The sequence below is a fragment of the Pseudovibrio sp. Ad5 genome (genome assembly GCF_001623095.1).
In the GTDB taxonomy this organism is placed as follows: domain Bacteria; phylum Pseudomonadota; class Alphaproteobacteria; order Rhizobiales; family Stappiaceae; genus Pseudovibrio.
The window spans coordinates 296,222-321,285 of sequence record NZ_LMCH01000025.1 but is presented as its reverse complement, the minus strand read 5'-3'; the positions used below and the strand labels follow the sequence as shown (position 1 = coordinate 321,285).

Sequence of the window (25,064 nt, the reverse complement as noted above, 5' to 3'; positions counted from 1 at the left end):
AGGATTTGCTGCTAGCAATCTCAACCCTTGGTGGAACCAGCCGAATGGCTGCTTGTGGCCCTCGACGCTAGCAACGGTCTCTCACTGGCCGGAGTTCTCGCAGTGTTATGAATGACCACTTTCCGCCCATAGAGACAAGGTGAGTGGGAGCAATCTTAAGTTGATGTCTTGCTGCAGCTGAGGCTGCTCTAAGGTAGCGTGAGTGTCAGCTTATGGTCACTCAGCAACAAGCAGACCAAAATCTATCGGAGGTTGAGGTGGCACGCTGGCCAGAAGCTACTGGGTTGAGGCTGAATGGCAGTTATTGGTCACACTACGACATACGGTGTTCGCGAATATTCAAGCAAATACCTCCACATTCATGCCGTCAGTTCTTACCCCCCTCCTTTCAACCCCGCCTCAATCCTCTCCCCAACCGTCTCTGACAACACCCGTATAGGATGTGCATCGTGGTTCACATAGCGGTTGGTGATGGTCACGTTGCGATGGCGTAGAAGGTGGCTGATGAGGAAAGCGTTGCTTCCCGATTGCGCGGCGAAGGTGCCAACCGTATGGCGCAGATCGTGGATGCGCACATCTGGGATGTCGGCATGATGGCGCACGCGTTGCCATGCGTTCTCCACCAGCTCCTTGGTAATATGCCGAGTGGGATCATTGATGCGGGCAAGCACATAAGGCGAGCCATCCAAGCGCGGTATATCGGAGAGGATGTCGAGCACATTCCCACTGACCGGATGAGGCTTGCGGCCATCCCCTTTCTTTGAAGGCAAGGCAATAGCCCCTTCTTCAAAGTCTACATGCTTCCATTCAAGAGAAGCGATCTCCATTAGCCGTGCCCCCGTATAGAGCAGCAATTTGAGACAATAAAGCGCCATGGGGTTCACAGGTGTCCGGCGCTTTTCAATATCGTGGCGCAAGTGCTTGCGGTTCTCTGGGCTAGCCTTGATGATCCATGGAAGCCCCTCTTTCTCTGCAAGCTCCAGCATCTTACCCAAGCGCTGTAACTCATCACCAGATAAGAACCGGTCGCGCTCATTCTCCTTGTAACGCTTCACCAATCGCACCGGATTGCTGTGCTCAGGCCTCAAGCCCCATATTTCAGCCAGATTGAACGCTTTGGAGATGATTGCCAGCACATGGTTTGCTTGTCGCGGAGTTCTGCGCATGGAGCGATGTAGTTTGGAGATATCCTGCCGTGTAACTGAAGCCAGTTTCGCATGCCTAGAGGCTTACGCACACACCGTTCAAGAATGCGCCGTATCTCAACAGCCGACTTTGGGTTGTTGTGCACCTCAACATGTTCGCTCAGATACATGTCCAGCAGATCATCAACCGTTGGCGCATTGCGAATGATCTTGCGATTAACGGTCGGGTCTTCCCCAATACGCACCTTGGCCAGAACATCGACCGCTTGCCCCCTCGCCTGATCTGGTGTCAGCTCACCGTATTTCCCAAGGGTCAGACGGCGAGAACGCCCTTCTAGTGTGCGATATTGAACAATGAACGTTTTGCGCCCGGTTGGCGCCACCTGCAGCCCAAATCCCGAGAGCTTACCATCCCAGACGAAGTACTTCTTCGCCGTTGGCTTAGCTGCATCGACAGTCCGTTTCGTGACATTGGGCATCAGGCAAAACTCTCCCGCTGACGGCCCATAACAAGAACCACCATACGTGCGAAAATTGAAGTTAAAAGTAGTCCCCGATTACTGCTGTTTCTGACGGCCTGACAGCTTGTGACGACCTCTTGGGCTTCTCTTAAGGCCTTGTGTAAAACACAGCCTCATCCCCTTATAGATCGCTTGCTCAATGCCTACCGTTTCTTGTCAGCATATTGTAAGCAAATGTACGAGTTTCACGGCGAAATGCAAGGTAGGCAGAGGCAAATAATTTTCTACAACTCATTGATTCATAGTACTGAATCGTAGTAGAGTGTAAGTGGACGTGAGTTGCAAATTGCAACTTGCAATCAAGGGGTCGCGGGTTCGATCCCCACTGCCGGAATCACCATTTAACCTCGTCGTATATAAAGAGGCTTCGCAAAGCAAAGCTCCCAATTGAGAGCTTTTTGCGTTTAGACCTCGTGTCAGCGCAATGAAAGCAAATGAGAGCATTTGAAAAGCGCAATTTCACACCTCTTTTAGCTCTAGTAATTGTCCTTTCAAATTATGGAAATCAACACTGCAAAGAGAACTTCAATGGTCTGTTTGCTGATGCATTTTTAAATGCCAGTTGGCGCTTTAAAGTAACCCGGTAATTAAATTGGATTAGCTACAGAACTTAATTGAAACACCTAGAATAGCCGATAAAATATTTTACAAAGAAATATACTAAACTATTATATCGACAAAACTCTAAAACCACACATTTAAGTAAATTAAATTAATCCAACTCTGCTGTTGCAGGATTTGCTAAATAGTATTCAGAAGTTGCTCTTCAAAATCTGCTCTACCTATTGTCAGCAAGCATATCTAGTTCATGCATGCTGCGACAGGAGTTACAGATGCCCAAAGGACAGTTTCAATCTCATCATGAAAACAGGCCTGGTGTGATTGCAGGTTTTCTCCCGCGGGACTCAAAGCTTCTGGGGAAGTGGCTGGATCATATCAGTCAAAAATCCATATCAGCATATGGAAAGCAAATTGAACAAGGTTACTCTTTTTTGGAGCCTTCAGTTCAAGCCCTAGCCTTTTTGCTGAATAAAGACGATCACCTTCATGGTCTTGTAAGCGAGATGATTGAGCAAGGCTGGCAAGTTCACCAAGAAGAAGAACCAAAAGTGGCGTATGGAATTAAATCCATCAACGATATGCTATGCGCCCTCAATTACATTATCAAACATGCACCAATCTTTGACCCAGACTTGCCGCATTCAGCATTTCCAATGTCAGGATTGTTTGTCTACATGATGTGGACACCCGCAGGGAATTTTGTCTTTAAAAACAAGCTTTTCAATGATGCCCTGAGAAACATCCTTGATGCCTGGTGTGAGTTTTTAGACTCTCCGACCTCACTCAGTGTCGTTGTTACCTCAAAGGATGGTTGGCTTTCTGAAGCCTCATGGAAAGCGAACAGTCTGGATCAGTTCGTTACGAAAGAACAGATCGAGAAAGACCCTGTGCATTGGGGATACACGTCATTTAATGACTTCTTCCATCGTCAAATCATTACGATCAGCCGACCAATTGATGGGCCGGACAATGATCGAGTGATTACATCTGCTAATGATGGCACCGTTTATCGCATTGCACGTAATGTAAAACTGGACGATGATTTTGAGACGAAAGCCCAAAACTATTCTCTCAAGCAAATGCTTGACGGCAGCCCTCTCACAACGCGCTTTGTTGGCGGAGATATCGTTCAAACATTCCTAAGCGGCAACGACTATCACCGATGGAGAGCTCCTATCGCCGGTAAGGTTGTCGAAGCACGGGTCGTAAACGGATACATGTTCTCTGAGCTTTATTCAGAGGGGTTTGATCCGTCAGCAGGAACTAAGTCTCAAGGATACGAGGCGATGGTAAACACCAGAGCGCTTATCTTTATCGAGAGCGACAATCCTGCAATCGGTTGCGTATGCGTTATGCCCATTGGGATCACAGAGATCTCATCTATCTCAATTCAGGTTAAAGTAGGCGATAGAGTTGAAAAAGGACAAGAACTTGGATGGTTCAGCTACGGGGGATCCTCAATGGCTCTTGTTTTTCAGCCTAAAGCCATCAAGCAGTTTACGATTGTAAATCCTCTTTCAGATAACAACTCCGACAACGGGCCATTTGTCAGAGTTGGGGCACAAATTGCGATCTCAACTATTTAAGTCAGTCGTTGTTTTTCTCTTTAGCGCCTGGCGATAATGAAAATCAACGCCAGGTGTGCTTTCGCCAAACCGAAGGACACCTCAATGAAACACCCTCTCCTGGAACTGAATGATAGCGCCTGCGCGGCTCTGGTCGATGCATGCACAGATCGCAACCCCAAGTACATAGATGACGATCTTTCCTGTGTTAAAGCCATCGCTCAAGCAGCTATCAATGTAGAGTTGTTTACAATCCCCCTCTACATGACGTCGCTGTATTCAGTCCAAGGTACACATCAAATCAATAGTAAGGGCAGTAAGCTCTATGAAGGTCGCTGGTGGCCTGGCTCTGGTCCTGCCGCCGACCCTGACACAACAAACAAGCAAGTCTTCAACAAAGTCTACAGCGTGTTTATTGAAGAGATGCTGCACCTTCAACTCGCTTCAAACATGGCAACTTTGATTGGAGTGCAGCCATGCTTCACAAGTCCAGCCTTACAGAACAAAGAGTTTGGATGGTCCTGCTATAAGCATGGCAACACCATGATTCCACACATTTTGGATTTTAATAATTGGATAGATCACCCCGTCTTATGTTCATATGATCCCGACCTAATGAATTTAAAAGGTATGCAAGTGATCCTGCGCGCCATGAACAAAGATCAGGCAAAACTGTTCATGGCAATTGAAGAGACCGTTGAACTCGCCAAGCTCAATCTGGAAAATTCTGAAGTTCCCATACCTGATCCTCAGCCCGATGGTGATAAGACCCGACCAAAGTACTTTGAACCTGCACCATTTGATTGGTTCAAAGCCAACATGACGGAAGCAGATCTACCTCTGTTCGGCTCAATTGGGCATATGTACTTATGTTACTGGAGCTACCTTGAAATTACCTACTCAGATGGAACCAGTTTGCTTGGGCGTCTCTTAGGCTTGCAGCGAGATCGCTTCAATAAGCCAGTACAAACGGCTTCACAATATCCGTTGATTGATATGAATCTGGAAGAGCTTGATAGCCTGAAGCTCAAGCTCATTAACAACATCAATGCAATCACTGATCAGGGTGAAGGCGGGGATGTTGTCAAAGACATTGTGAGGGTTTGGGGCTTTAAGTCATGGGCCAACTCACTTGCAAAAGGCTCAGAAAATCCTCTAGGTTGCGTGAAAGAAAAGTTCCAGCCTAACAAAGAAGCGTTGATTCAAGATTATCCTCATTACGATGATCAAGGCAAACAGCTCCCAATGCTATCTGGTATAGCTCGCGCCAGATCTGACGCAGCGGATAAAGACCACTTCGAACTGTTTTCGGAAGTGCTTCAACTCGTACAAAAACCCGATTACATGACATGGGATAGGTGGCATGACAATCATATCTGGAAGCCAGACATGCTTGGTACTAATGGAGCCCCTAACGTGCCATGTGTTGAAGACATCGCGACAGCACTCAATAAACTAAAAACCAAATCTAATACCTACCAAATATTAAGCCAAGCTGCGGTTGGGACGATTAAGGGCATCACTACAGTCTTGAACAGTTACTGGAATAATAGCGATAACACCGAATTTCCCTCTCCTGCCATGGATGGGTCTGGTGATCGGGTTTCTATATGCTGGGCTGTGACCGGAAAAGTGCCCGATCTTGTGACTGGCATTGCCTCACAAAAGGAACATGTTCTTTATCATGCTTGTCAGGGTATGGCCTTAAACGGTTCAGATACCGAGACTTGTGCCAGTGTTTTAGCTTACCATAGCTGTAAAGGTTCAAACGAATGCAAGACCCAGGGTGGGTGCGGGTTTGTCCAAAGTGCCAGCGGTGGAGGTAGCTGTGGAGGTTCCGTTGCCAAAGGTCTAAAGAGCGCGCCAGCGGACAATAAATGCGGTGGTTTTGGAGGGTGTGCAGTACCAATTTCAGCCTCTCAGCTTTACCCGAAACAAGACGATGGTTGCTATGAGATGCAACTCTATAAATTTGGACCTGCTCCTGATCATAATTCAGAGGCTTTGAAGCAACATCTCCCCTACTCTGAAGGGGATGCCGTTTACGACATAGCATGGCAAGCTTACTGTCATGCGAAGGGGCTCGACCCTGATGCGCATAAAGCACCAAAAGCCAATGATTTACGGCTGGCGATGCCACCAAGCACATAAACGGGGTCAAATGAGTTCATCTGCTTCATCAAAACAAGGAGTCGCAGATTCAGCGGCTTCCGAATTGAACGAAAATACTGATTATTTAGGATTTGGGGTTGGCCTGCGTTCTCAGCACTTCCCTGAAATTATGGCTTGCGAGAGTTTACCTGTCGACTGGTTTGAGATCATAAGTGAAAACTTCATCGACAACCTCGGATATGGGCGGCATGTCCTAAAGGAACTTCGTAGCCGATGTCCAATTGTGATGCATGGTGTTTCCCTCAATGTAGGATCTTCAGATCCTCTGAACTGGGAGTATCTTCAAAAGCTCAAAGAGCTGGCTGAATTTGTCCAACCATCATGGATCTCTGACCACTTGTGCTGGACCGGTATACTTGGGCACAACACTCATGATCTTCTGCCAATGCCTTTGACGGAAGAGAGCCTCAATCATGTATCCGAGAGGGTGCTGCAAGTTCAGACCTTCCTTGGACAACCGATCCTTCTTGAGAACCCATCCACCTACCTTGAGTTTCGACAAAATGAGCTGAGTGAGTGGGAATTCCTGTCGTTGCTCGTTAAAAAAACAGACTGTCTATTGTTGCTTGATGTAAACAATGTCTTCGTTTCCTCCTTCAATCATGACTATAATCCGCTGGAGTATCTGAGGAACATTCCTCACAGCAGCATCCAACAAGTGCATTTAGCTGGTCCTACACGGGCTGGTAACTGTCTGGTGGATACTCACGATCAACCTGTCCCAGATCAAGTCTGGGAGCTTTACAAGGTGCTCCTGGAGAAAACCGGCCCGGTTTCTACGTTATTGGAATGGGATGCAAACATCCCGGGCTTTTCTGAGGTTGTCGCTGAGTTGAACAAGGCACGACTCATTTTTGAAGGAAAGCCCTACCAGCGACTAGAGAGTGTCGACATCAATCAAGCACCTGGTGCATTCTCGAGCCCGGTTGTTCGATAATGAAGGAAAGTTGTCTAAAGAAAGATACCCAACTAAGGCAACTACAAAACTGGCTACAGGAGGTATTGATAAACCGTGGTGACCTCTATCAAAAACTCTTAGGAGCTCAGCACCAAACAAACCTTACCCTCGAAGAGGCCATAAAAGAAACGGAACAGTTTCCTGCAATCGAACGCATCAACATTTATGCGTCAGGATATATTATTCGCTTGGTCGAAGCGTTAAAGGCAGAGTATCCGCTGCTGTGTAAGTTCATGGGAGATGAAGTCTTTGAGGGATTTGCGAAGGCGTACATTGTCACCCATCCTTCGCGTTATTCCAGTTTATATAAGTTAGGAGCTAAACTCCCTGAGTTTCTAGAGGAAACGCAACCGAAGGGAGCAAACTGCCCTGATCAAGTCGCTCTATTTAAAATCCCAGCTGAGTTGGCGCGATATGAGAGAATGCAGGCTGAGATACTGCTCCATTACGGTCTTGAAGAGTATATTTATTCCACTTCAAAAACGTCCATCGCCTTTCTGACATCAATCCACTCTGAGCTATTACAAGCATCGCCATGCCTAAGAGTTCTCAAGATGGAGTACCCAATCCGCTCGCTCGCCATTTCACTGCGTTTGAACGACACTGTGACAATACCAAAGCGAACTGAGAACTGGGTAGCTCTCACGCGAAAAGACTACAAGATCGTTTCTTTGCAGATCAATGATTGGCAGGCTGAGTTGTTGGAAGCTTTGAAGACTCCAACACCCCTTTATCGAGCGCTGGAAAATGTTAAATCTTCAAATATGGCTGAAGTTTTGCTTTGGCTTCCAACTGCGCTGGATTTTGGATTGGTCTATTACCCAAGATAGACCAATCTCAACTACATAAACAATGCATAGTTTTGCTCACCCAGCCGGTATGGAATAATTTGCGACACACCTGTTGCCGCGGTGACAGTTGCTTCTGTTGTCCAACCCATGCAATCGCCGTGTACGCGATTTAAAGTCACCTCACCATTACTCACCATATACGTCATAAAGTAAGGGTCACCCGGCCCAACCATAAATGGATGTACAATATCCAGCTCTTGGTCATCCTTCAGATGTAAATGTGAGCCAACCTCGTTGGTTCCTTCGCTTAGATCATCTGAAAAATGATCGATATTAACGTTGGGTTTCCATGTATTGGTTTTCAGGAAGAAGTTCTCCTTGCCCCAGGTAAAGAAGGCAAAACGTGTCCAGCCTTTTGCCCATTGGTGAGCCCAGACATTTTCTACAACAAGCGGAGGGCTTTTCCCTCCGGACTTTGCCGTGGCTGATATCGTCCAGGTATTCACGGCGCCATCTGTGTTGTTGTAACCAAATACAAAATTCTGCCCCAGATCGACAGCGCATTTTACTTCGCTCAGGTTCGTCGTATAGGGATAGCGTGTATGATAGAAATGCAATGGATATTCGGATTTTAGATCCTTAGTCAAAGGGAAGAAATACATGTGTCCGTTTTTGGCCTGATAGGCGAGCAGATGAGGCTTGTTCATCATGTAAAACGGCTGAATCGAATCCCAGTCTTTGCCAAGCTCAAATGTATTAGGCACTTGCTTGATCCAAGGTTCTGTTTCAAGAAGCTCGAATGTGTCACAATTTCCGCTGCCCTTATGGTATCCGACGAGGATCATGGTGCCGTAATTGTCGTAGGTCGTCAGCGCGTCATAGGTTTGACTAAAAACGGGCTGCCCGACCTCAGACCATTCCATTACGCCAGTTTGTTGGGTTGGTGTCATTGTATAGAGCGTTGCAGTCATTATTCCCGTCTCCTAGCGTATATCTTCGCTGTAAATTTTGAGGGGAGCCGGATCTGCGCCGGCAATCTGATAGTAAGAGCAATGAGCAGGTTGCCCTGCTCCGTTCAGCTTCAAAATCTCAAACCCTCGATTGTACCATTGCTCGACCATCTGCAGATGCGTACCAGGTATAATCGGGACCGGATACACTTCCTCATAGGGCGTTTCTTTCTGCTGCACCGGAATGGCTGAGTGACCTATGCAACGACCTTTTGCGAGCGTTTTGAGAGGATTATCCGGTTCTGAATTATTGGGAGGCCAGCCAATGGGCCTGAAGTTATCTTCAAATATGCAAAGGTTATGTTCATGCCCCCAGAACCATGCAGCGACCTTATCAAAATATGGTCCAAAGGCTTGCCAAAGAGCGGTGTTTACGCCGGGCCGATTGATGTCACCTTCATAATCTGAGGGCACACCTACAGCAAAACGACCTGAGTAAAGCTGATGGTGCCCGAATAACAATGTACGGCCAGAGAATTGGCTGAGGTGGTGTCGGTGCCAGTCCATTTCATCAGGACGCACATACACCATGGGCGGTGGGTTTTGAGGGTCATATGCATCACTCGGATTGACATGAAGTACACCCAGGGCTTCATCCAGTTTGTCTCCAGCCACCTTCAGATAGTGCCCATGGTACCCCGTATCCATGCCTAGGATCTGCCAGGCCCCGTCCTCTGTGGTTAGACGGAAATAACTGGCTTGCTGCTGCTGACTGGGATGGATTACGAGCCGACCTTCATCAAGACACCTGAAGTACGGAAATGCTCCGCAAAAGTATTCATGATTGCCAGGCAACGTGTAAACGGGAGGACGGTGCCCTGCAGCTGTAAAAGCCACATTAAGGAGCCCAAGGAAGTATGTATCAAACTCCTGTTCTGTACCGGAATAATAAACATCGCCGACGTGCAAGATCACATCTGGCTTGAACGAAAGTGCTGACGCTAGAACAGCAGCTGCCACATCCGTTCCTGTTCCGATATCACCGATCAAAGCAATGGTCGCGTCCGATGGAAGTTGCCAGCTCACGCAACCATAATCATAGCTCCCGCCTCCATACTTGGGATCTCGCCAACTCCGGTAATCCAACTTCCCGCCTGAATGCCCCGGATAGGACCAGAAGTATTTTACATACTCATCAAACATCTGCTGCCAGGCTGGGTTACCAAAGGTGAAGTTGTCCAGCTGCGTCTGCATCTGCGCTTCAATTTGCTTATTCCCGGTAAAAACCGCGTGAGCTTTATGATGTGTCAGATAAGTGAGGTATTCTGCTGCTTCCGGGTCACTGGCATTTCGCGTGGTCGGGATCTCAGGCGCTTTACCTTCCAGTGCTTTATGTGCGTATGCATCCACGCCCTCTAACATAGGATGAGCGACCGGAACCCCTTGGCGCGGGTCATGATCTGTCATTTTTGAAACAACGCTCGCAGCAGCGGATTTCAACCGAGCCAGATCCGCATTCTCATAATTGACAATGGGTTGCATCATATATCCAAAGTTCGATGAAGCTGAATGTTGAGACTGTTAGGTGCTGTCATGGGTATCCCGGTCCAGTCCTCCCACAACCCATGACCAAGTTCAAAATGCTCGGAAGCTCGGTCCAGCCACGTTGTCGTGAAATCCTTCAGCGGAGCAAAGCAGGTTGAGCTGCTTTTTCCCTTAGGCCAAAGTGTCCACGCGACTAGGTAATTCTCGCCAACGCACAACAGTCCCCCCTCTAGCCCACTCATAGGCAGCAGGTTCTTCGCCCATTTCAGGATGTGTGCTCTAAATATTTCTGGTGAGACGTTCTGGTTGCGCGCACCAATATAGTGCACCACGTCACCGGACATCCAATCTGCGGGAGCATCTACAAGGAAATATGGCGTCTCGACTAGCAGGTCTGCCTCAGGCAACAATACTGGGAACCCAGCGGAGCTTCGTGATGTGTCATATAGATCACCATGCAAATTCGTGTAGCAACGCACAGCGACACATTTGAAAGCATCGTGATAAGTTTGTTGCGAGGTCCAGAACATTAAGGCGCTTTGATCTGGCACCGTTGGTGGTTTGCCTTCATTTTGTGGCAAAGACGGTATGTAAGCATGCAAGCCCGCATTGGGTTGTAACAAGGAACATCCTGGCACAAACACAGAGCCTAGAAACTCTTCAAACTGCTGCTGTGTCTTATCTTTGCTTCGAAACCCTCGCCAGACATGTACAGCATCGGGTGGGACCTTACGAATTTCATTCATTTTCGAAAGCCCTTGTGAACTGCATATTGTATGTATCACCAGGCTTTACGTTCATGCCTGGCCAGTCATCCCAAAGGGCTGCTTGCGGTGGCAATGTTGTCGGAACAGGTTCAAAAACGTGAGACCAATCACAGTGTGATTGCAACTGTTCAAGCCCAGGATCAGTGCCGTCACCCAGTTCCCAATACACGATGTAATCTGCTCCGATGCAGACAATGCCACCTTGTATTTTTTCGCGCGCCTGCGTTTCGGCAAGGACACTTTGTATGTTCTGAAACAACTCTGCCGTGTTAGTGCTAGTTGGCAAAGCTCCCACCAGATGCCGTATCTTTCCTTTCATCCAGTCCTGCGGTTTATCGATAAGGTAGTAGCACTGGTTCAACACCAGGTCTCCAGCGAACAAGACCGGAAAGTCTGCACCACTTTCCGGCGTGTAACAACCACCGTGGGTCAAAGTGTAAGTACGACCTGCCAGAGTTTTGAAACCGTCCCAGTAGGTCTGCTGAGAGTTCCAGAACAAGATTGCAGTTTCGTCAGGTACTGTATCTGGCTTGTTGGCCATTCCGCATGGAATGGTCGGAACATATGTGTCCAAGCCATTTTCGATCTGCATCTGCACGGTTGAAGGAATGAATGTTTCTCCAAGTCTTTGAAAAAACTCTTCTTGCGGAAGTGTCGACTGGCGAAATCCTCGCCATATCCGGACTGCATCAGGAGGTATCTGGAAGGACATGGATCACGCTCCTTCCGACAGGATCTGGTCTGTCACCTGATTTAGAAAGCCGATTGGGAGTGGCTTTTCCTCTGGTTTGCCATAGGGGCAACCGAGAGGAAACTTCCAATGTTCATTGACACAGAACTGACATGGGCCTGCTGACCGAGACAGGTAGTCTCGTTTATCATCCCACGTCAACTTGCCTTCTCGGTACATAAATCCGAGCACATCGGCCATGGTGGCATGAGCATCGTAAAAGCACTTTTCTAGATCAGGCCACACTTCAGGCCATTGGGATTTTATTGCCTTCAGTACCTGTGGTGCATTTTCTGCAGAGAACTGGAAGGCATCATACCCATCACCATTACCGGGTACATATGTAATCTCCGGATTGGTCTCAAGATAATGCACAGATTCAGGAGACTTATCTTTCAGTTCAGAAAGCCAGTCAGGGCTGAGTCTGAACTGAGGTAAAAAATTCGTATCATAAGAAAAATGTGGTGTTACAACGATCCGCGTATTGATGGCATAAAGTTCCCCGTCGATCTCAGTAGAGAACTCAAACATTGTCGGATTGTCATTCTCAGTCGTGAGATAAAACAGAGTAAATGCATTATCATAAGGATCTGTCGGTAACTCTGGTGAACGTTTGATGTGTTCCTTAAAAGCATCTCGGAACATGTCCCAGGAACTTTCACCAACCAGAAATAAAACAGCTGGATTTGTCATAACCAACTGCTTTAAGGCCCATGCGTTTTTGGTTACGCAGTTGGAGATGATTGTATCTTCGCTCTTTTCTGTGCCGCCCAAGAAGGCAGGTTTCCAATGGGGGGATGCGCAAGCCACCATATCTAGTTGACAGACATCCTCACCGATCTTGAGATCAGCATTCTTATGGCCCTCCGCTCGCAGATAGTCAGAGAACTCATTCAGGCTTGGAACGAACTGTTCGTAATATGTCTGGAGTTCTTGATAAACTTCTAGATTAACACCGGCAGGCATTTGCATCTTGGAGATGACAATGTCGCCCTTTTCGAACTTGTTGTCCGGACTATCATGATTGAAGAGAAGCACATAACGCGGCGTTCCGGTAGGACGCTCTAATGTAAGCGTAATTTCCGCACCGCTTTCATATTCAATGATCACGTCGTAAGGAGAGCCTGCATGGTCTCTCTCAGCAGATTTAATTATGCCATCTTCAGCTGCGATAATCTGATCAGCTGTAACGGTTGTGTCTGCTGTCGGGGTAACGGAGCTTCCTGCAATCAGATATTTCTTGGCCTCTTCAAAGGCAAATCGTTCCTGATACACATTACGGTAGCGATAGTAGTAGGCATACTTGTCATAGCCATCGGTTCCATCTTCACTGGTAAAGTCGGGATAGGCCCAGGACGTTCCAGTAATGCCCGGACTAAACGCAGTCAGGTTCGGGTTGATCCCTAACGTCATGATGGGAGCCTTTCGGCATCCATCCATAATCTCACCATTTGGAAAGCCGGAGTTTCGCGTGACCCCTTTCACCCAGGGATACATCTCGGGTGTTCCGGATGGATCCGCTGTTTTAGGAAAGTCCGACAAAAAGTCATAGGTTGGATAAGGACCGTAAACCTGATCCTTGGGATTTGGAGGCCAAAAGAATGAACAGGTGCCGCACGGGCGAACATTAAAGACCAGCTCTATCTCCATCGGGTTCTTTGGCTGGCGCGGACTGGTTTGCCGCGGTGGCGTATAAGAACTGGTCATCACGTGCCCTTTCCAGTGGCTGTTTGCCCCTTCAAATCACTATCAGCTGCAATGGTTCCCCAAGTGAGCAGAGCACCATTCATGGAAGTGTAGAAGCCGTAATGCTCATAGATTTCGCTGGACCAATTCTCGCGCAGCTCTTGCGGAATTGCTTTACCTGCAGGCGTTTGTGTTGGAATTACGGTGTCAGACATATTGCGAACAAACACATAATCGACATGATACTCCCCGGCAGCATAGCCAACCACAGCGTCATCCATCTCCAGCGCACTGTACTGCGCGGTATCGTCTCCATCTGAGATGAAGTAATAGTCTGTTGTGAGGAGCGGAATCCCCTTCTTGTCGAGACCTTTAGGTGCCCCCAGTTCTTCAAGAGCTGCGTTCATCATATCGGCAACGGTAAACTGTCCTGCCCAGTCTGGATTGCCTTTGTCTGAATCGTAAATTGCCTGACACAGAAGGTATTCAAGATAAGGCTGTGTCACGACAGAACTCAGCTTGAAGAGCAGTTTCTTTTCAATGATTGAGTTCATTGAAAGGTCCGGATACCAGTTGGTGCAGGCAACTGTTTTGTCATTCAATCCGGAACCAGTATTTTCAGACAATTTCAGCTTGATTTTGCCTGTATTTGTAATCGCCGCATCGCCGAGCTTTTCGCTTATGGTCGCTCCGCCAGCGGTGCCAATTGAATAAAGCCGTTGAGGGGATGCTTCTTTCAGTACAAAATGCACCATTGCAATCAACCCATCTGCAAAAGGAGGATGCGACAGGTGCGCATCTGACTTCCAAAGCAGTACCTTCAAGTCTGCTCCTGCAGCATTTCGGATAGATACGACCCGATAGAACCCCCAGAGATTGTAAGCTCCCTTCACGTACTCATCATTGGATCTTAGGAACCACCCTTTTCGGAACTCATCTGATGAGACGTAGGCCTCCTTATCAGAGGACACGAATACATGATCCAGCGCGTTCCACTCAGTGTCTGTCCAGGTCATCACAACGATATCGACTTTAGGCAGTGGTGAATTCTTGTCAGGATTGCCAATATCCACGTTGGTAGGAGCGCTTTGCCCCACTTTCGACCAGTCAATAACGGGAAGTGGAGGCAAAGCTCCCGGGCTTGTGCAAGCTACACTTTTAGCATCCGTATAACGGTTTTTCATAGCAAAGCCTCTCTAAGCGTTTTGATTTATAAAACGGGGACCGTAGAAAACCGGAGCAGACAAATCTGTGTAGCGTGCCATGATTTTGGCTTCATCACCGTACAGCTCTGACAGTCGGGCAATCAGGTTTGCAGGAATCTGAGAGCGCATGATGTTGAAGCAGGAAAGCACACGTAAATCTGTCATCGCAGCAACAGCTTTGCCAAATGTTGGCCAGGACTTGTCTGCTGGACCATTCCACATCAGATCCAGATCAGTCATGATCTCAGTGTATTTGTCATCAAACGCACAGAGGTTGGATTTGACCGATGCTCCCTCTGGATCAAGTTCGAGTAGTTTCTTATAACCATCACGAGGAACCACGAGCACATTGGTCACGTTTGGCCAGGGTATTTGGTGACCCTTGAAAAACTCTGTTTCTGTCTCAGGTGTGAGTTTGGGCTTGGGTGTTGGAACGAGAAGTTGTGCACCGTAGTAGATCTCAGCAAAACGCGCATAATGGCTCCCCTCTCCGTCAAAGTTCTGCGCATAAAGGTCCTGAGCATTACTTCCCTCACCTTGTTCGATGATCTCATCAATGCCATCAAGGAACTGCTGAACAGGTGATCGCTTGTCTTCAATGGAAAAGACAGTGAAACCAATGTTGTCTCCAACCTGGTTTGGATAGGTATTGGCCGGAGCTGAGAGGACTTTTTTCGCGGTGGCATTAATCTCACCTTTATTCGCCGAGATTGCAGCTTTTATTTTTGAATAGAATGCACCAATGGAAGGGTACTTCTCGTCTCTATATTTTGTAGCTAACAGACTGATCGGCGTCTCAAGTCGTAAGAAATTCCGCAACTGGTTCTTACTTAGCTGTGCAAAAACGACTGGAAGATCGGGTTCCACCCCACCAGGCAGTCCCTCAGACGGAGAAAGAGGATCCAACTTCTTTACTGAAGGCTTTTCTCCAAGTGCTGCCAATATATTGCATCCGATGGCCATATGAACCATCTCTTCCATCACGACGGAACGGATCAGGTTGTAAGTTGTGTAGTTTTGAACCTCTAAGGAAAACATCGCCGCCAGATAAAGCGGCAATGTTGCATGCTCCAAAGCAACGGCTGACTGCAGCGAAGCTTTAATCCATTCCAAGTCTCGATCTTGCGGTGGAACTGAAAGCAGTTGTTGATCCACAAGAGGCCTCCCTCTGATAGCAAAAGTAATGCATACGAGAAAAGCCGCACCTTTCCTTCTTGAGGTTGACCAGCAATCCTCAAGTAAAGCAAATTTCCTTAAGCTGGGTGCATTCTCTTCACGTGGCCGGAAATTGTGCTTGCAAAATACGTGACTTCAAAAATATAAATCAATCATGCAATTGGAACGTGGCAGTTATCACAGTTTTATATTTTATTAACTTCAAATAATTCATCTTTAATTTCCACATTAATTATAATATTACTTTAATTAATGATGTTGTTGCATAATACCCAACTTTGATGTGTATGGTTCGGTACTATTTTCAGATCTGTTACTTTTTATGCTATTCAAACCTAACTCCGCACGGCGTGATAAGTTTACTAAAGCAGTGCATCGGGTAATCAACTGGCCAGAGTGTTACGACAAACTGCACCCACGTGGTGATATGACAGTTTAAGTTGATGGTGAAATTGCCAGTTTCTAGCTTGTTGCACCTAGCAAACGCTGTGATCACCCTATCAAGTTTTCTAGCTTTGCGGCTCAAATCTATTTGCAGATGAAGCCAGCGTTCAAGCTCACATTTAGCCTGATCCAGGAATTTTGGCACTCTCTACTTTGCTTGATGGAATTGGAACTGATCGTTCCTGAATTATCAACGCAATCGCACCAAACAGATACTCTATAGCCAACACAACAACGTCAGCCCCTCAATGCCAAACCGATCCACCTCGTGGTCGCCAACTCCGGTTTGAAGATCTTTGGCGCTGGAAAATGACAGGAAACCAAACATGGCAACAAGGTGAAGCGCAAAAATTACGAGAGTTCTATTTTAGTCTAAAGCTTAACACGAGCGAGATTGTGAGCACTGAATTAACCAAAGACAGTGTTGACGAACTGAAAATATTGCGGGATCAGATTGAAGGTCCACTCGCGAAGTTTCTAGGTGATAGAGCCTACGATGGCGCTTCTATCAGACAAGAACTGAAAGATCGCTTTGCCAGATTTCAGGTCAATATGCTAACGCCCAAAACGGTAGTACTTAACCCAGAGATTGTCACCGACGCAATACACTACCGGATATCCTGATCATCGAAAGACGTAGTAAAATAAGATGGCATAAGTCGACTGAGTATGCTCAAAGGCATAGACAGTCCCCCTGACAGGGCGCTTTAAGCAGGTGATTGGCAACAAATTCAGATCACTTAAAATAAATAGTCAGAAAGTAATGGCAGAAATCGACACTTTCATTATTAATAAGATGATTACATACAGCGACCAGCGTTCAGGCGTATTTCATTACACCTAATTATGCGGGGATTAAATCACTATGAGCAGGTTTTGAATTGCGCAACAACACCGTGCAAATCAATTAGGGCAACGCATCAATCAAATTCACAAAGGGGATCAGTCTTGCAATGACTTTCGCTGCGTTTTTGTTATTTTTCAGATCTGTTCACATATCTGCATGTACTGCTAGAAAAATTGAGGCTTTCCTCATCTACATAGACAAGCTTGCTTCCCTAAACGTAATAAACCTCCACTTTGCTGGAAATTTATTACGTTTACTAAAAAGGCCAGAGAAACCCTGCCCCTTCGTTTCTAGATGCCCTCGACAGATTAACTAGCATCCTTTGCATTTTTGAGGAGGAAGTCTAGGACTTGGGCTTTTTCTGTGTCTTCTAGTCCTGCGCGTGGGAACATGGATTGGGTGATGCCTTTCCACTGGAGCTGTGTGAATTGGGATGGGTCACGAGGGCCGTGGCACACGGTGCAGCGTTGATAGAAGAGTTTTTCACCTTCACTCATGTCTGCGTAAAGAGCTTCCACAAGACCATCGATGCGATCAGAATTCACTGCTTCTTCTGTTACCGCGGAGAAAGTCATGTCCTCTAGAATTGCAGGTGGTTCATAGGCACGATTTGGACCTTCAGGATCTTCACATTTGCGCAAGGATACCAGACAGGTGTTTGCTGTGGTTGCCTGACTGAGACCACTTGAGCGCCGGGACGAGGTTACAAAGTTGATCAATCCAGAGTTACAACGACCTTTGGAATCGACTTGCGGCCAGCCACCTTCATAGATTGAGACAACACCCGGCATAATTTCATCGGAAACCACCGCGCCAGCGATCACGGTTCCGCGATCATTGTAAAGCTCTACCAAGTCACCATCAGCAATACCGCGTTCCTCTGCATCCTTAGCGCTAATGCGGACAGGTTCGCGGCCTTGCACCATGTAAAGTTCACGCAGGCGCTCGGAGTTGCCCATCTGTGAGTGCAAGCGATACCATGGGTGCGGGCTCACTACATGCAGCTGGCCTTCCTTGGCGTTGCCAAGATACTCTGCAGGTTCCATCCACACAGGCATGCCAGGGCAGTCATCCAGCTCCATTTCAGCAATGCTCTTACAGAACATTTCTACCTTGCCAGACGTCGTGTGCAGTGGATGTCCTTCTGGATCCTCATAAAAATCGCCATGACGAACCCATTTGCGAGCTTCTACAGGGACATCCATCCGTGCATAGCCTTTTTCCCAGAACTCTTCAAAGCTCTCGGTCGCAGAACTGCGTGCGTAGGCCGCTTTGATGTGATCCATGTATTCAAGGCTCTCAGTAAACTGAGTGTCGAGCACAAAGTTCTCAGCGAGGCGGGCGAAGATCTCGTAATCGCTCAGGCTCTCCCCAAGTGGCTCAATCACCTTTTTCATGGCGTAAACGCGGTCATTTGAATAAGTGCCGCCGGATGTGATGTCATCACGCTCAAGAGACGTAGATGCAGGCAACACAATGTCTGACCAACGTGTGGATGCGCACCACCATGGATCCTGACAAACAACCGTATTCACTGTTTGAAGTGCATTGATCAGTTCGTTTGTATCCTGCTGGTGAGACATGAAGTTGTTACCAGCGTTATAGATCATCTTAACAGTTGGGAACGTGCGCACAGAACCGTTGTGCGTGAACTCCTTGCCTGGGTTCTTCAGCATTTCAGAAATACGAGATGCCGGGCAAATTGCGCTGACCAGATTGCGGCCTTGAGCCAAGCCGGATGGTGTCGATTTACCAGAGGTTGGCATACCGCCATTGCCGTAATGCCAGGAGAAACCTACGCCTTGGCCTGGCTTACCGATTTTGCCAGTCAGTGCTGCAAAGTTAATGATCGCCCAGTGTGTCATTTCACCATGGTGAGCACGCTGGAGTGACCATGCACCGGCAATTTCGACTTTCTTGGAAGCGAAGAGTTCTGCAAGCTCTCTGATTTTATCAGCAGAAATGCCTGTGATCTCGGAAGCCCATTCAGGTGACTTTTCGACACCATCATCCGTACCCATCAGGTAGTGGATGAACTTGTCTGAGCCTTCTGCATATTTTGCAAGATAGGCTTTGTCGTGCAGATCCTTTTTCACCACGTGGTAAGACATGGCGTTGAACAAGGCGACATCTGTGTTTGGAATGATCTTGAGCCATTCCGCATCGAAGAATTCATCAGATGCAGTACGCTGCGGGTTGATGGAGATGAACTTCACACCGTTGTCGCGAATTTCTTCCCAATGTGCATACATGCCATGGTCAGCAACGCGGAATTCAACACGGTTGTTTTTAATCGGATCACAGCCAACAAGCAGGAAGATCTCGGTTTCATCCCGGATGACTTCCCAGGAAGTTTGTGCGGAATACACTTCCATGTCGCCAATAACATGAGGTAGGCTGATCTGAGAGGCTCCGCCGGAGTAATCGCCTGCAGTCATGGAACAACCACCGAACAGATTAAAGAAGCGACCTTGTAATACGTTTGGACGCATCACGCCCGCATGAGACCAACCGCCGTAAGACGAAGAGAAGATACCTTCGTTGCCATAGTGCTCAATGGTGTCAAGAATGGCTTTGGATGTGAGACGGAGCGCCGTGTCCCAATCAACCCGGACAAATTCTTCCTTACCACGCAACTCTGGTTTGATTTCGCCAGTCTCCCAACCCTCCAGATAGGATTTGCGGACCATTGGATAAAGAACACGAGTCTTGTCGTAAGTCCGGTCAATCACGCCGTAAGTCAGCATTTCAGTGGGACGAGCATCCAGTTCGATCATTGGCGCCATGCCAGAGATCTTGCCATCTCTTACAATGGCCTCGAATGGACCGTAGTGCGTTGCATGGAACACGCGGCGGCTGTGAGAATTTGGGTCGATTGAAGCCAATGCGGAACTGCTGAGCAAGCTTGATGCAAACAGAGCAGAACCACCTTTGAGAACTGACCGGCGACTGACGTTGAAAGTAGTCATTTTTCTTCCCTACGATTTGAATGACTGTGTTTTCAAAAGCATCGCAAATTTGATTGAACAGGTCCCACGCAGCTCATGAATGGATGGTTCGTTTTTGTAACAGAATGTAAATCCGCCTATCGTAATCAGGATGAGTTCGGTAAAGTCCTCTCATGAGTGACACTTTTCATATCGTGATTGTTGAAGATGATTTGGTGACCCGCAAGCGCCTGGGCGCGTTGTTACGTCAGCAGCGGTACACTGTAAGCGAAGCAGAAGACGCTGATCAGATGGAAAGGATTATCGAACGAGACAATCCAGACTTGCTGCTTGTTGATATCAATCTTGATGGAAAAGATGGCTTGCAGATTACGCGGGAGCAACGCGCTCAATCTGATATCGCGATAATTTTGCTGACAAGCCGCAGCGATCAGGTCGATCGGATTATCGGACTTGAGATGGGCGCGGATGATTATGTAACCAAGCCATTTGATGCACGCGAGTTGTTGGCCAGAGTGAAAGTGCTGCTTTATCGTGTGGGGCTGCATCGCAAAACACAGGCACAGCAACTTGAGCCATGTACGATGTTTGGTAGCTGGACTTTTGATCCCAAACGCCGGCGGATTGTACAGGAAGATGGAACAGCTGTTGTTCTGACACGCGGTGAGTTTGAGCTGTTAAATGCCTTCACTCAGCATTCCGGGCAAGTCCTCTCCCGGTCACGTCTCCTCCAATCCGTGACGCATCGACAATTCGTGTCTGACACTCGTATCGTTGATGTGCTTGTTGGCCGCTTGAGGCGTAAAATAGAACAAGATCCACCTCACCCAGAGCATATTATTACCGTTCATGGAGAGGGTTACTTGTTCATCGGGGATGATCCATAAGCAATCAGAAGATCAGTCTTCAAAGGGTTTAAGTCCGAGATGTAAAGCCGTCTCCTGTAAATGGCTCAGCTCCTCATCCAGCATTGACAATACCGGAGTAAGCTTGATTTGATCGGCGGGTAGATCTCCGGCCATCACTTCAAGATCTCCAAGTAATTGCACGCTTCGAGTAAGATTGAAGTTGGAGACAGCTCCTTTCAAGCGGTGAGCGAGATGCGCTAACTTCTTCATGTCACCAGCTGCGAAAGCCTGCTTTAGCTCTTCAACATCCTGGGGTGTCTTCGCGAAGAAGTCGGCAAGAATGGCCATAACATTGTCCTCGCCTATGTATCGAATGTCCTCAATCAGACCGGTTTTCACGGCATCGATAGAAGGAGCCGCGTCACCAATATCTTCTGAGAGCAGTTTATCTGAACTGACGTTTTGAAGAGCCGCGACAAGATTGCTCGGAGATATCGGTTTTTGCACAAACTGCGTGATGTTTGCTGCTTCCAGAGCACTCATATCTCTGAGTTTGTGAGCCGTAACCGCAATCAATCGAGGGAGTTTTTGATTGGCGCTTGTAAGCTCATGCATTCTGCGGGCGGTTTCAACACCAGTGATATCAGGCAGGTCCAGATCTAGCAGCACAGCATCAAACTGCTTTTCCTCATAAGCCTTCAAAGCTGCAGCTCCATCTTGCGCTTCGGTGACTTCACATCCCATCTTTTCCAGATAGCCACGAGCAACCATGCGACTGACAGAGTGGTCTTCCACGACCAGCACGCTCAGCCCCAAATTTTGCTCAATCTCATTCTCCTGATCACTGGCAATTTCTGAAAGTGTTCCCTCTTCAACAGGCACGATCAGTTTAAAACAAGACCCGACTTCAGGTTCGCTTTCAACGGTCAGAATACCCGAAAGCGCTTCGGTTAAACGGCGGCAAACTGTGAGCCCTAACCCTGCGCTGAAGCGTTTATTGCCGTAGCTGTTTGGTTTATGCTCATAAACATCGAAGATGTGCTCCAATTGGTCTGCTGCAATGCCGATGCCAGTATCTGTAATTGAGAAGATGAGTAGGAATGTGCCTTCTTCTTCACCGGGTCGTTGATCTATCTCCCAAAAAATCCGGCCAGACTCAGTGTATTTGACTGCATTGGAAAGCAGGTTAATCAATATCTGCCTCAACTTGGATGCATCCCCAAAGACAACGCGTGGGACGAGCGGAGAGATTTTGATATCTAGGTGCAGGCCTTTCTCTATCGCATCCGTTTTTGCCAGATCAGCCACCTGCGCAATAAAGTCATCCAGTGAAAAGTGTAGTTTGTTGATATCAACGCGCTCTTCTCGGTATCGCTCGTAGTTCAGAAGATCATTAGCAATCGCCAGAAGATCTTGCGCAGATTTTCGTGCGATAGTCATGCGACCTTTGATTGGATCAGATACGTCATGTTCGATAAGGCGGAGCATGCCAATCACACCATTCAGCGGTGTTCGGATCTCATGGCTCATCACTGCAAGAAATTCAGATTTAGACCGTGTTGCCTGCTCCGCCTGCGCCCGGGCTTCATCACTTTGTCGAGCTTCCTCTAAGTACTGCTGGGTGCGTTCTTCAACTTTGTCTTCCAGCTCTCGTTTGCTCGTTTGCAGGTCTAACTTCAACTGATGGTTATGACGTACCTTGCCGTAGAGAATTTCCACCGCACGCTCCAGTCCCCCAAGATCATCTCGGGAGGTTCTGTGAATCGCCTGCGTGAAATCATCTCTCGCAAGTGCAACAATTCCAGAAGCGATGGATCGCAAACGAGCAACAATTCTTCTATTGGCAAAAATGAATATGGAAGCTGCGATGCCAAGCACAATCAGCACAAGGCCCGAAAAACCAATCAGGATCCATTCCACCTTATAGCTCAGGCTCTTTTGTTGGCTTTCTGCGTATTCCTGATTGAGAACAATCAGTGATCCCAAACTGCGGGATAGCTCCTGAGACCTGATGCTCACGCTTCTACTTGTATTGAGCGCCTTTTGCCGCAAATCGATCTCACCCATCAGAATCTCTGTAAGTTCAGAGGGAGAGAAAATTTCATTGAGTTCACTCAATCGTCGCTCAACCTGATCGGCCCAATCCGGACCGCGAATGAGCAAGGCGCGCCCTTCAAGTCGCTTCAATTGTGCAGTTGCGTCTCTCAGGAATTGTTCGCGCTCCTCCTTAACAAGGGAAAAGCGTACGGTCTGCAAAAGGCTCTGAAGCGTGATTGCGGCCTGTCTGAATTCGATCATTCGTTCCAAAAGAAAGAAATCTTCATCAACCAGCTTATCAAGTTTCTGTTCTTTTTTTTCCTGACTTTGCTGGTCGTAAAGAGACGTAATGTCGATCGAAACACCCACTCGCGCGTTGGAAACCAGATTATCACCAATGACCGTCAGTTCAGACAGCGCCTCAAGGCCTTCCCGGCTCAAGTTTTGTAACCGGACATCGAATGCTTTGATTTGGCGGGACAATCCAAGAAGGTTTTGTGTTTCTGTAACAAGAGCTAGTGCGTTATCACGAACAACCGTTGTATTGAACTTCGTCGCCTCCAGAACGGAAACCGAAGCCAAATCTTGCTGTATGGTAACAACTTCACTTTCAAGCTCACCGCCAAGGCGAATAATCTCACCTTCATGTCGAGCAAGAGAAAAATCGCGAGACAGTTGGGCCACTGTTTCTGATGAACGCCCCAAAGCGCCACTCGCCGTGGTCAGACGAATATTGCTTTGCATCAACGCCTGATAGGTTTGGCTCAGATACAGTACACTTCCAAAAGCCAGAATGGCGGTAAGAAGGGAGAGGCCTGCAAGTGTTGAGAAGATCAGCTTAATCTGTCTATCAAATCTCACCTTAGGCTCCTGATATTCAATGAAGTTTCCAGTAACTCAATTTGGCCAGTGCATCATCGCGACTGCAACACTATTGCTGTGCCTCCTCTCATTTGTAGGCCAAAGTACAGCACAGGACTTTGATTTACCTATTGAAGCCCACAAAATACCATTTGATTTTTCAAGCCCTGCTCAATCGGCTACATACACTCCCTCCAAGGCTTCTGGAAAAGGCTTCTCCGTTTGCGTTCTCGTCCCTCATATGAAAGATGAATACTGGATAAGCGTTCACTCTGGATTTCAGGAGAAGGCAAAGCAACTACAGCTGAGCTTTGATTGGCATGAAGCAGGTGGCTACCTAAATCTAGACCGTCAGGTAGAACAAATCCGCACCTGTGTTTCCAAAGGACACGATGCAATCGTAATTGGTGCTGTCAGCGCAAATGCGCCTAAACTACTTAAAGCTGTTTCAAAGGCTACGCAGCAAGTACCGGTTATCGCTCTTGTGAATGACCTTGCCTCTCCTGATTTGAGTGCAAAAATAGCTGTCTCCTGGGAGCGTATGGGGCAGATGCTGGGAGAGAAGATCGTCAGCGACTTGCCCAAAGAACCAGACCGTCAGTTTACGGTCAGAATGGTGTCAGGCCCCTCATCTTCTGGTTGGGCTCCAATTTTAGAAAGAGGCCTTAGAGAAGGCTTGAAGTCTGATCGCATCACCGTCATCAAGAACTTTGAGGCAGACAGCGACTACCACAATCAGTTCCAGCAGGTAGAAGCTGCTGTTGCTGAGTGCGGCCCCAACGACATCCTGGTTGGAAGCGCCCCTGCCGCAGAAGCTGCCATGTCCCTCATCAATCTCATCCCCTGTGCATCAAAGCCAAAGATCTACGCAACCTATTACTCTCACGCAGTAAAACGCGGCCTCCGCTCAGGCAAAATCGCCGCATCAGTCGTAGACTTCCCCGTCCTCCAAGGCTGGCTCGCCGCCGACCAAGCAACAAAATTGCTGACTGGCTCTCTAAAAAACAAGCAAGTAGGCCCAACAATTCAAATTACGACACCCAAAACGCTTCCAGCAGACAAGTGGGCCATTGTTTCGGAAGCTTTTAGGTAGGCAATTGATGCATAAACTGATTGGTGATCGCAACATTGTGATGTCGTAATAGGTGATTAATGAGACACGCACTGTTTTCAGTTTGCACAACAAAGGTACTGTCAGAGTCGCGTAATTCGTAAGCACGAACCTCTAGGAATAGCCGCTTCTCTAATCGGGCGCTGAGGTCAAGCTCTTTTTCCATTTCATTCAGATCATATCCATCTCCGGGTCA

At 47.7% G+C, this 25,064-nt stretch carries 18 protein-coding genes; 7 read left to right on the top strand and 11 right to left on the bottom strand.

Features of this window, described 5'->3' with window-relative positions; genetic code table 11:
• Positions 1 to 374: 374 nt before the first annotated feature.
• Positions 375 to 1,166, bottom strand: coding sequence for a site-specific integrase (locus PsAD5_RS28285; RefSeq protein ID WP_208988603.1), 792 nt, complete (start codon positions 1,164 to 1,166; stop codon positions 375 to 377).
• Positions 1,085 to 1,624 carry an Arm DNA-binding domain-containing protein gene (locus tag PsAD5_RS28280; RefSeq protein WP_208988601.1) on the bottom strand — a complete coding sequence of 180 codons (540 nt, stop codon included), beginning with the start codon at positions 1,622 to 1,624 and terminating at the stop codon, positions 1,085 to 1,087. Before PsAD5_RS28280 ends, PsAD5_RS28285 begins: the two co-directional genes overlap by 82 nt.
• 875 nt (positions 1,625 to 2,499) lie before the next feature.
• On the opposite strand from PsAD5_RS28280, the gene PsAD5_RS13685 reads away from it, so the two are divergent.
• From PsAD5_RS13685 to PsAD5_RS13670, 4 genes are all read left to right on the top strand, one after another.
• Entirely contained in the window at positions 2,500 to 3,813 is a 1,314-nt protein-coding gene (locus PsAD5_RS13685; protein ID WP_153041384.1) for a phosphatidylserine decarboxylase family protein, read from the top strand.
• Positions 3,814 to 3,897: 84 nt separating this feature from the next.
• On the top strand, positions 3,898 to 5,943 hold the full coding sequence (locus PsAD5_RS13680; RefSeq protein WP_208981916.1) for a ferritin-like domain-containing protein: 2,046 nt from the start codon (positions 3,898 to 3,900) through the stop codon (positions 5,941 to 5,943).
• 64 nt (positions 5,944 to 6,007) lie between these two features.
• Positions 6,008 to 6,901 carry an MNIO family bufferin maturase gene (bufB, locus tag PsAD5_RS13675; RefSeq protein WP_084404483.1) on the top strand — a complete coding sequence of 298 codons (894 nt, stop codon included), beginning with the start codon at positions 6,008 to 6,010 and terminating at the stop codon, positions 6,899 to 6,901.
• Positions 6,901 to 7,752: an HvfC/BufC N-terminal domain-containing protein gene (locus PsAD5_RS13670; RefSeq protein WP_063292503.1), complete on the top strand. Its 852-nt coding sequence runs from the start codon at positions 6,901 to 6,903 to the stop codon at positions 7,750 to 7,752. The genes bufB and PsAD5_RS13670 overlap by 1 nt, the downstream gene beginning before the upstream one ends.
• A gap of 11 nt (positions 7,753 to 7,763) precedes the next feature.
• Here the strand turns inward: PsAD5_RS13670 and PsAD5_RS13665 are convergent, their stop codons facing one another.
• The 7 genes from PsAD5_RS13665 to PsAD5_RS13640 are packed head-to-tail and all read right to left on the bottom strand — an operon-like array spanning position 7,764 to position 15,751.
• Positions 7,764 to 8,684: a hypothetical protein gene (locus PsAD5_RS13665; protein ID WP_063292502.1), complete on the bottom strand. Its 921-nt coding sequence runs from the start codon at positions 8,682 to 8,684 to the stop codon at positions 7,764 to 7,766.
• A gap of 12 nt (positions 8,685 to 8,696) precedes the next feature.
• Positions 8,697 to 10,205, bottom strand: a complete 1,509-nt coding sequence (locus PsAD5_RS13660) for a metallophosphoesterase (protein ID WP_193776971.1) — start codon at positions 10,203 to 10,205, stop codon at positions 8,697 to 8,699.
• Positions 10,205 to 10,954, bottom strand: a complete 750-nt coding sequence (locus tag PsAD5_RS13655) for a hypothetical protein (RefSeq protein WP_063292500.1) — start codon at positions 10,952 to 10,954, stop codon at positions 10,205 to 10,207. Before PsAD5_RS13655 ends, PsAD5_RS13660 begins: the two co-directional genes overlap by 1 nt.
• Positions 10,947 to 11,687 (bottom strand): hypothetical protein, encoded by a 741-nt coding sequence (locus PsAD5_RS13650; protein WP_063292499.1) that lies wholly within the window; start codon positions 11,685 to 11,687, stop codon positions 10,947 to 10,949. The genes PsAD5_RS13655 and PsAD5_RS13650 overlap by 8 nt, the downstream gene beginning before the upstream one ends.
• Positions 11,688 to 11,690: 3 nt before the next feature.
• Positions 11,691 to 13,412: a hypothetical protein gene (locus PsAD5_RS27635; protein WP_084405967.1), complete on the bottom strand. Its 1,722-nt coding sequence runs from the start codon at positions 13,410 to 13,412 to the stop codon at positions 11,691 to 11,693.
• A complete protein-coding gene (locus PsAD5_RS27630) occupies positions 13,412 to 14,575 on the bottom strand; it encodes a hypothetical protein (RefSeq protein ID WP_084404474.1) in 1,164 nt (387 codons plus the stop codon). Before PsAD5_RS27630 ends, PsAD5_RS27635 begins: the two co-directional genes overlap by 1 nt.
• A gap of 12 nt (positions 14,576 to 14,587) precedes the next feature.
• The gene (locus PsAD5_RS13640; protein ID WP_206599635.1) at positions 14,588 to 15,751 is read right to left on the bottom strand and encodes a ferritin-like domain-containing protein; all 1,164 of its coding nucleotides are present in this window, start codon (positions 15,749 to 15,751) and stop codon (positions 14,588 to 14,590) included.
• A gap of 774 nt (positions 15,752 to 16,525) precedes the next feature.
• Here PsAD5_RS13640 and PsAD5_RS13635 point away from each other — a divergent pair.
• A complete protein-coding gene (locus PsAD5_RS13635) occupies positions 16,526 to 16,840 on the top strand; it encodes a hypothetical protein (protein WP_063292498.1) in 315 nt (104 codons plus the stop codon).
• A gap of 531 nt (positions 16,841 to 17,371) precedes the next feature.
• Here the strand turns inward: PsAD5_RS13635 and PsAD5_RS13630 are convergent.
• Positions 17,372 to 20,032 carry a molybdopterin-dependent oxidoreductase gene (locus PsAD5_RS13630; RefSeq protein ID WP_063292497.1) on the bottom strand — a complete coding sequence of 887 codons (2,661 nt, stop codon included), beginning with the start codon at positions 20,030 to 20,032 and terminating at the stop codon, positions 17,372 to 17,374.
• A 152-nt stretch (positions 20,033 to 20,184) separates the two neighbouring features.
• Here PsAD5_RS13630 and PsAD5_RS13625 point away from each other — a divergent pair, with 152 nt between their 5' ends.
• Positions 20,185 to 20,898 (top strand): response regulator, encoded by a 714-nt coding sequence (locus tag PsAD5_RS13625; protein ID WP_063292496.1) that lies wholly within the window; start codon positions 20,185 to 20,187, stop codon positions 20,896 to 20,898.
• A 12-nt stretch (positions 20,899 to 20,910) separates the two neighbouring features.
• On the opposite strand, the gene PsAD5_RS13620 is transcribed toward PsAD5_RS13625, so the two are convergent.
• Positions 20,911 to 23,757 carry an ATP-binding protein gene (locus tag PsAD5_RS13620; RefSeq protein WP_063292495.1) on the bottom strand — a complete coding sequence of 949 codons (2,847 nt, stop codon included), beginning with the start codon at positions 23,755 to 23,757 and terminating at the stop codon, positions 20,911 to 20,913.
• 19 nt (positions 23,758 to 23,776) lie between these two features.
• On the opposite strand from PsAD5_RS13620, the gene torT reads away from it, so the two are divergent.
• Positions 23,777 to 24,850, top strand: coding sequence for a TMAO reductase system periplasmic protein TorT (gene torT, locus PsAD5_RS13615; protein WP_084404475.1), 1,074 nt, complete (start codon positions 23,777 to 23,779; stop codon positions 24,848 to 24,850).
• Positions 24,851 to 25,064: the final 214 nt, after the last annotated feature.

What these genes read in the sequence shown, in the direction of transcription:
- PsAD5_RS28285 (WP_208988603.1), bottom strand. Translation starts at nt 1,166, where the DNA reads ATGCGCAGAACTCCGCGACAAGCAAACCATGTGCTGGCAATCATCTCC.
- PsAD5_RS28280 (WP_208988601.1), bottom strand. Translation starts at nt 1,624, where the DNA reads ATGCCCAATGTCACGAAACGGACTGTCGATGCAGCTAAGCCAACGGCG.
- PsAD5_RS13685 (WP_153041384.1), top strand. Translation starts at nt 2,500, where the DNA reads ATGCCCAAAGGACAGTTTCAATCTCATCATGAAAACAGGCCTGGTGTG.
- PsAD5_RS13680 (WP_208981916.1), top strand. Translation starts at nt 3,898, where the DNA reads ATGAAACACCCTCTCCTGGAACTGAATGATAGCGCCTGCGCGGCTCTG.
- PsAD5_RS13670 (WP_063292503.1), top strand. Translation starts at nt 6,901, where the DNA reads ATGAAGGAAAGTTGTCTAAAGAAAGATACCCAACTAAGGCAACTACAA.
- PsAD5_RS13665 (WP_063292502.1), bottom strand. Translation starts at nt 8,684, where the DNA reads ATGACTGCAACGCTCTATACAATGACACCAACCCAACAAACTGGCGTA.
- PsAD5_RS13660 (WP_193776971.1), bottom strand. Translation starts at nt 10,205, where the DNA reads ATGCAACCCATTGTCAATTATGAGAATGCGGATCTGGCTCGGTTGAAA.
- PsAD5_RS13655 (WP_063292500.1), bottom strand. Translation starts at nt 10,954, where the DNA reads ATGAATGAAATTCGTAAGGTCCCACCCGATGCTGTACATGTCTGGCGA.
- PsAD5_RS13650 (WP_063292499.1), bottom strand. Translation starts at nt 11,687, where the DNA reads ATGTCCTTCCAGATACCTCCTGATGCAGTCCGGATATGGCGAGGATTT.
- PsAD5_RS27635 (WP_084405967.1), bottom strand. Translation starts at nt 13,412, where the DNA reads ATGACCAGTTCTTATACGCCACCGCGGCAAACCAGTCCGCGCCAGCCA.
- PsAD5_RS27630 (WP_084404474.1), bottom strand. Translation starts at nt 14,575, where the DNA reads ATGAAAAACCGTTATACGGATGCTAAAAGTGTAGCTTGCACAAGCCCG.
- PsAD5_RS13635 (WP_063292498.1), top strand. Translation starts at nt 16,526, where the DNA reads ATGACAGGAAACCAAACATGGCAACAAGGTGAAGCGCAAAAATTACGA.
- PsAD5_RS13630 (WP_063292497.1), bottom strand. Translation starts at nt 20,032, where the DNA reads ATGACTACTTTCAACGTCAGTCGCCGGTCAGTTCTCAAAGGTGGTTCT.
- PsAD5_RS13625 (WP_063292496.1), top strand. Translation starts at nt 20,185, where the DNA reads ATGAGTGACACTTTTCATATCGTGATTGTTGAAGATGATTTGGTGACC.
- torT (WP_084404475.1), top strand. Translation starts at nt 23,777, where the DNA reads ATGAAGTTTCCAGTAACTCAATTTGGCCAGTGCATCATCGCGACTGCA.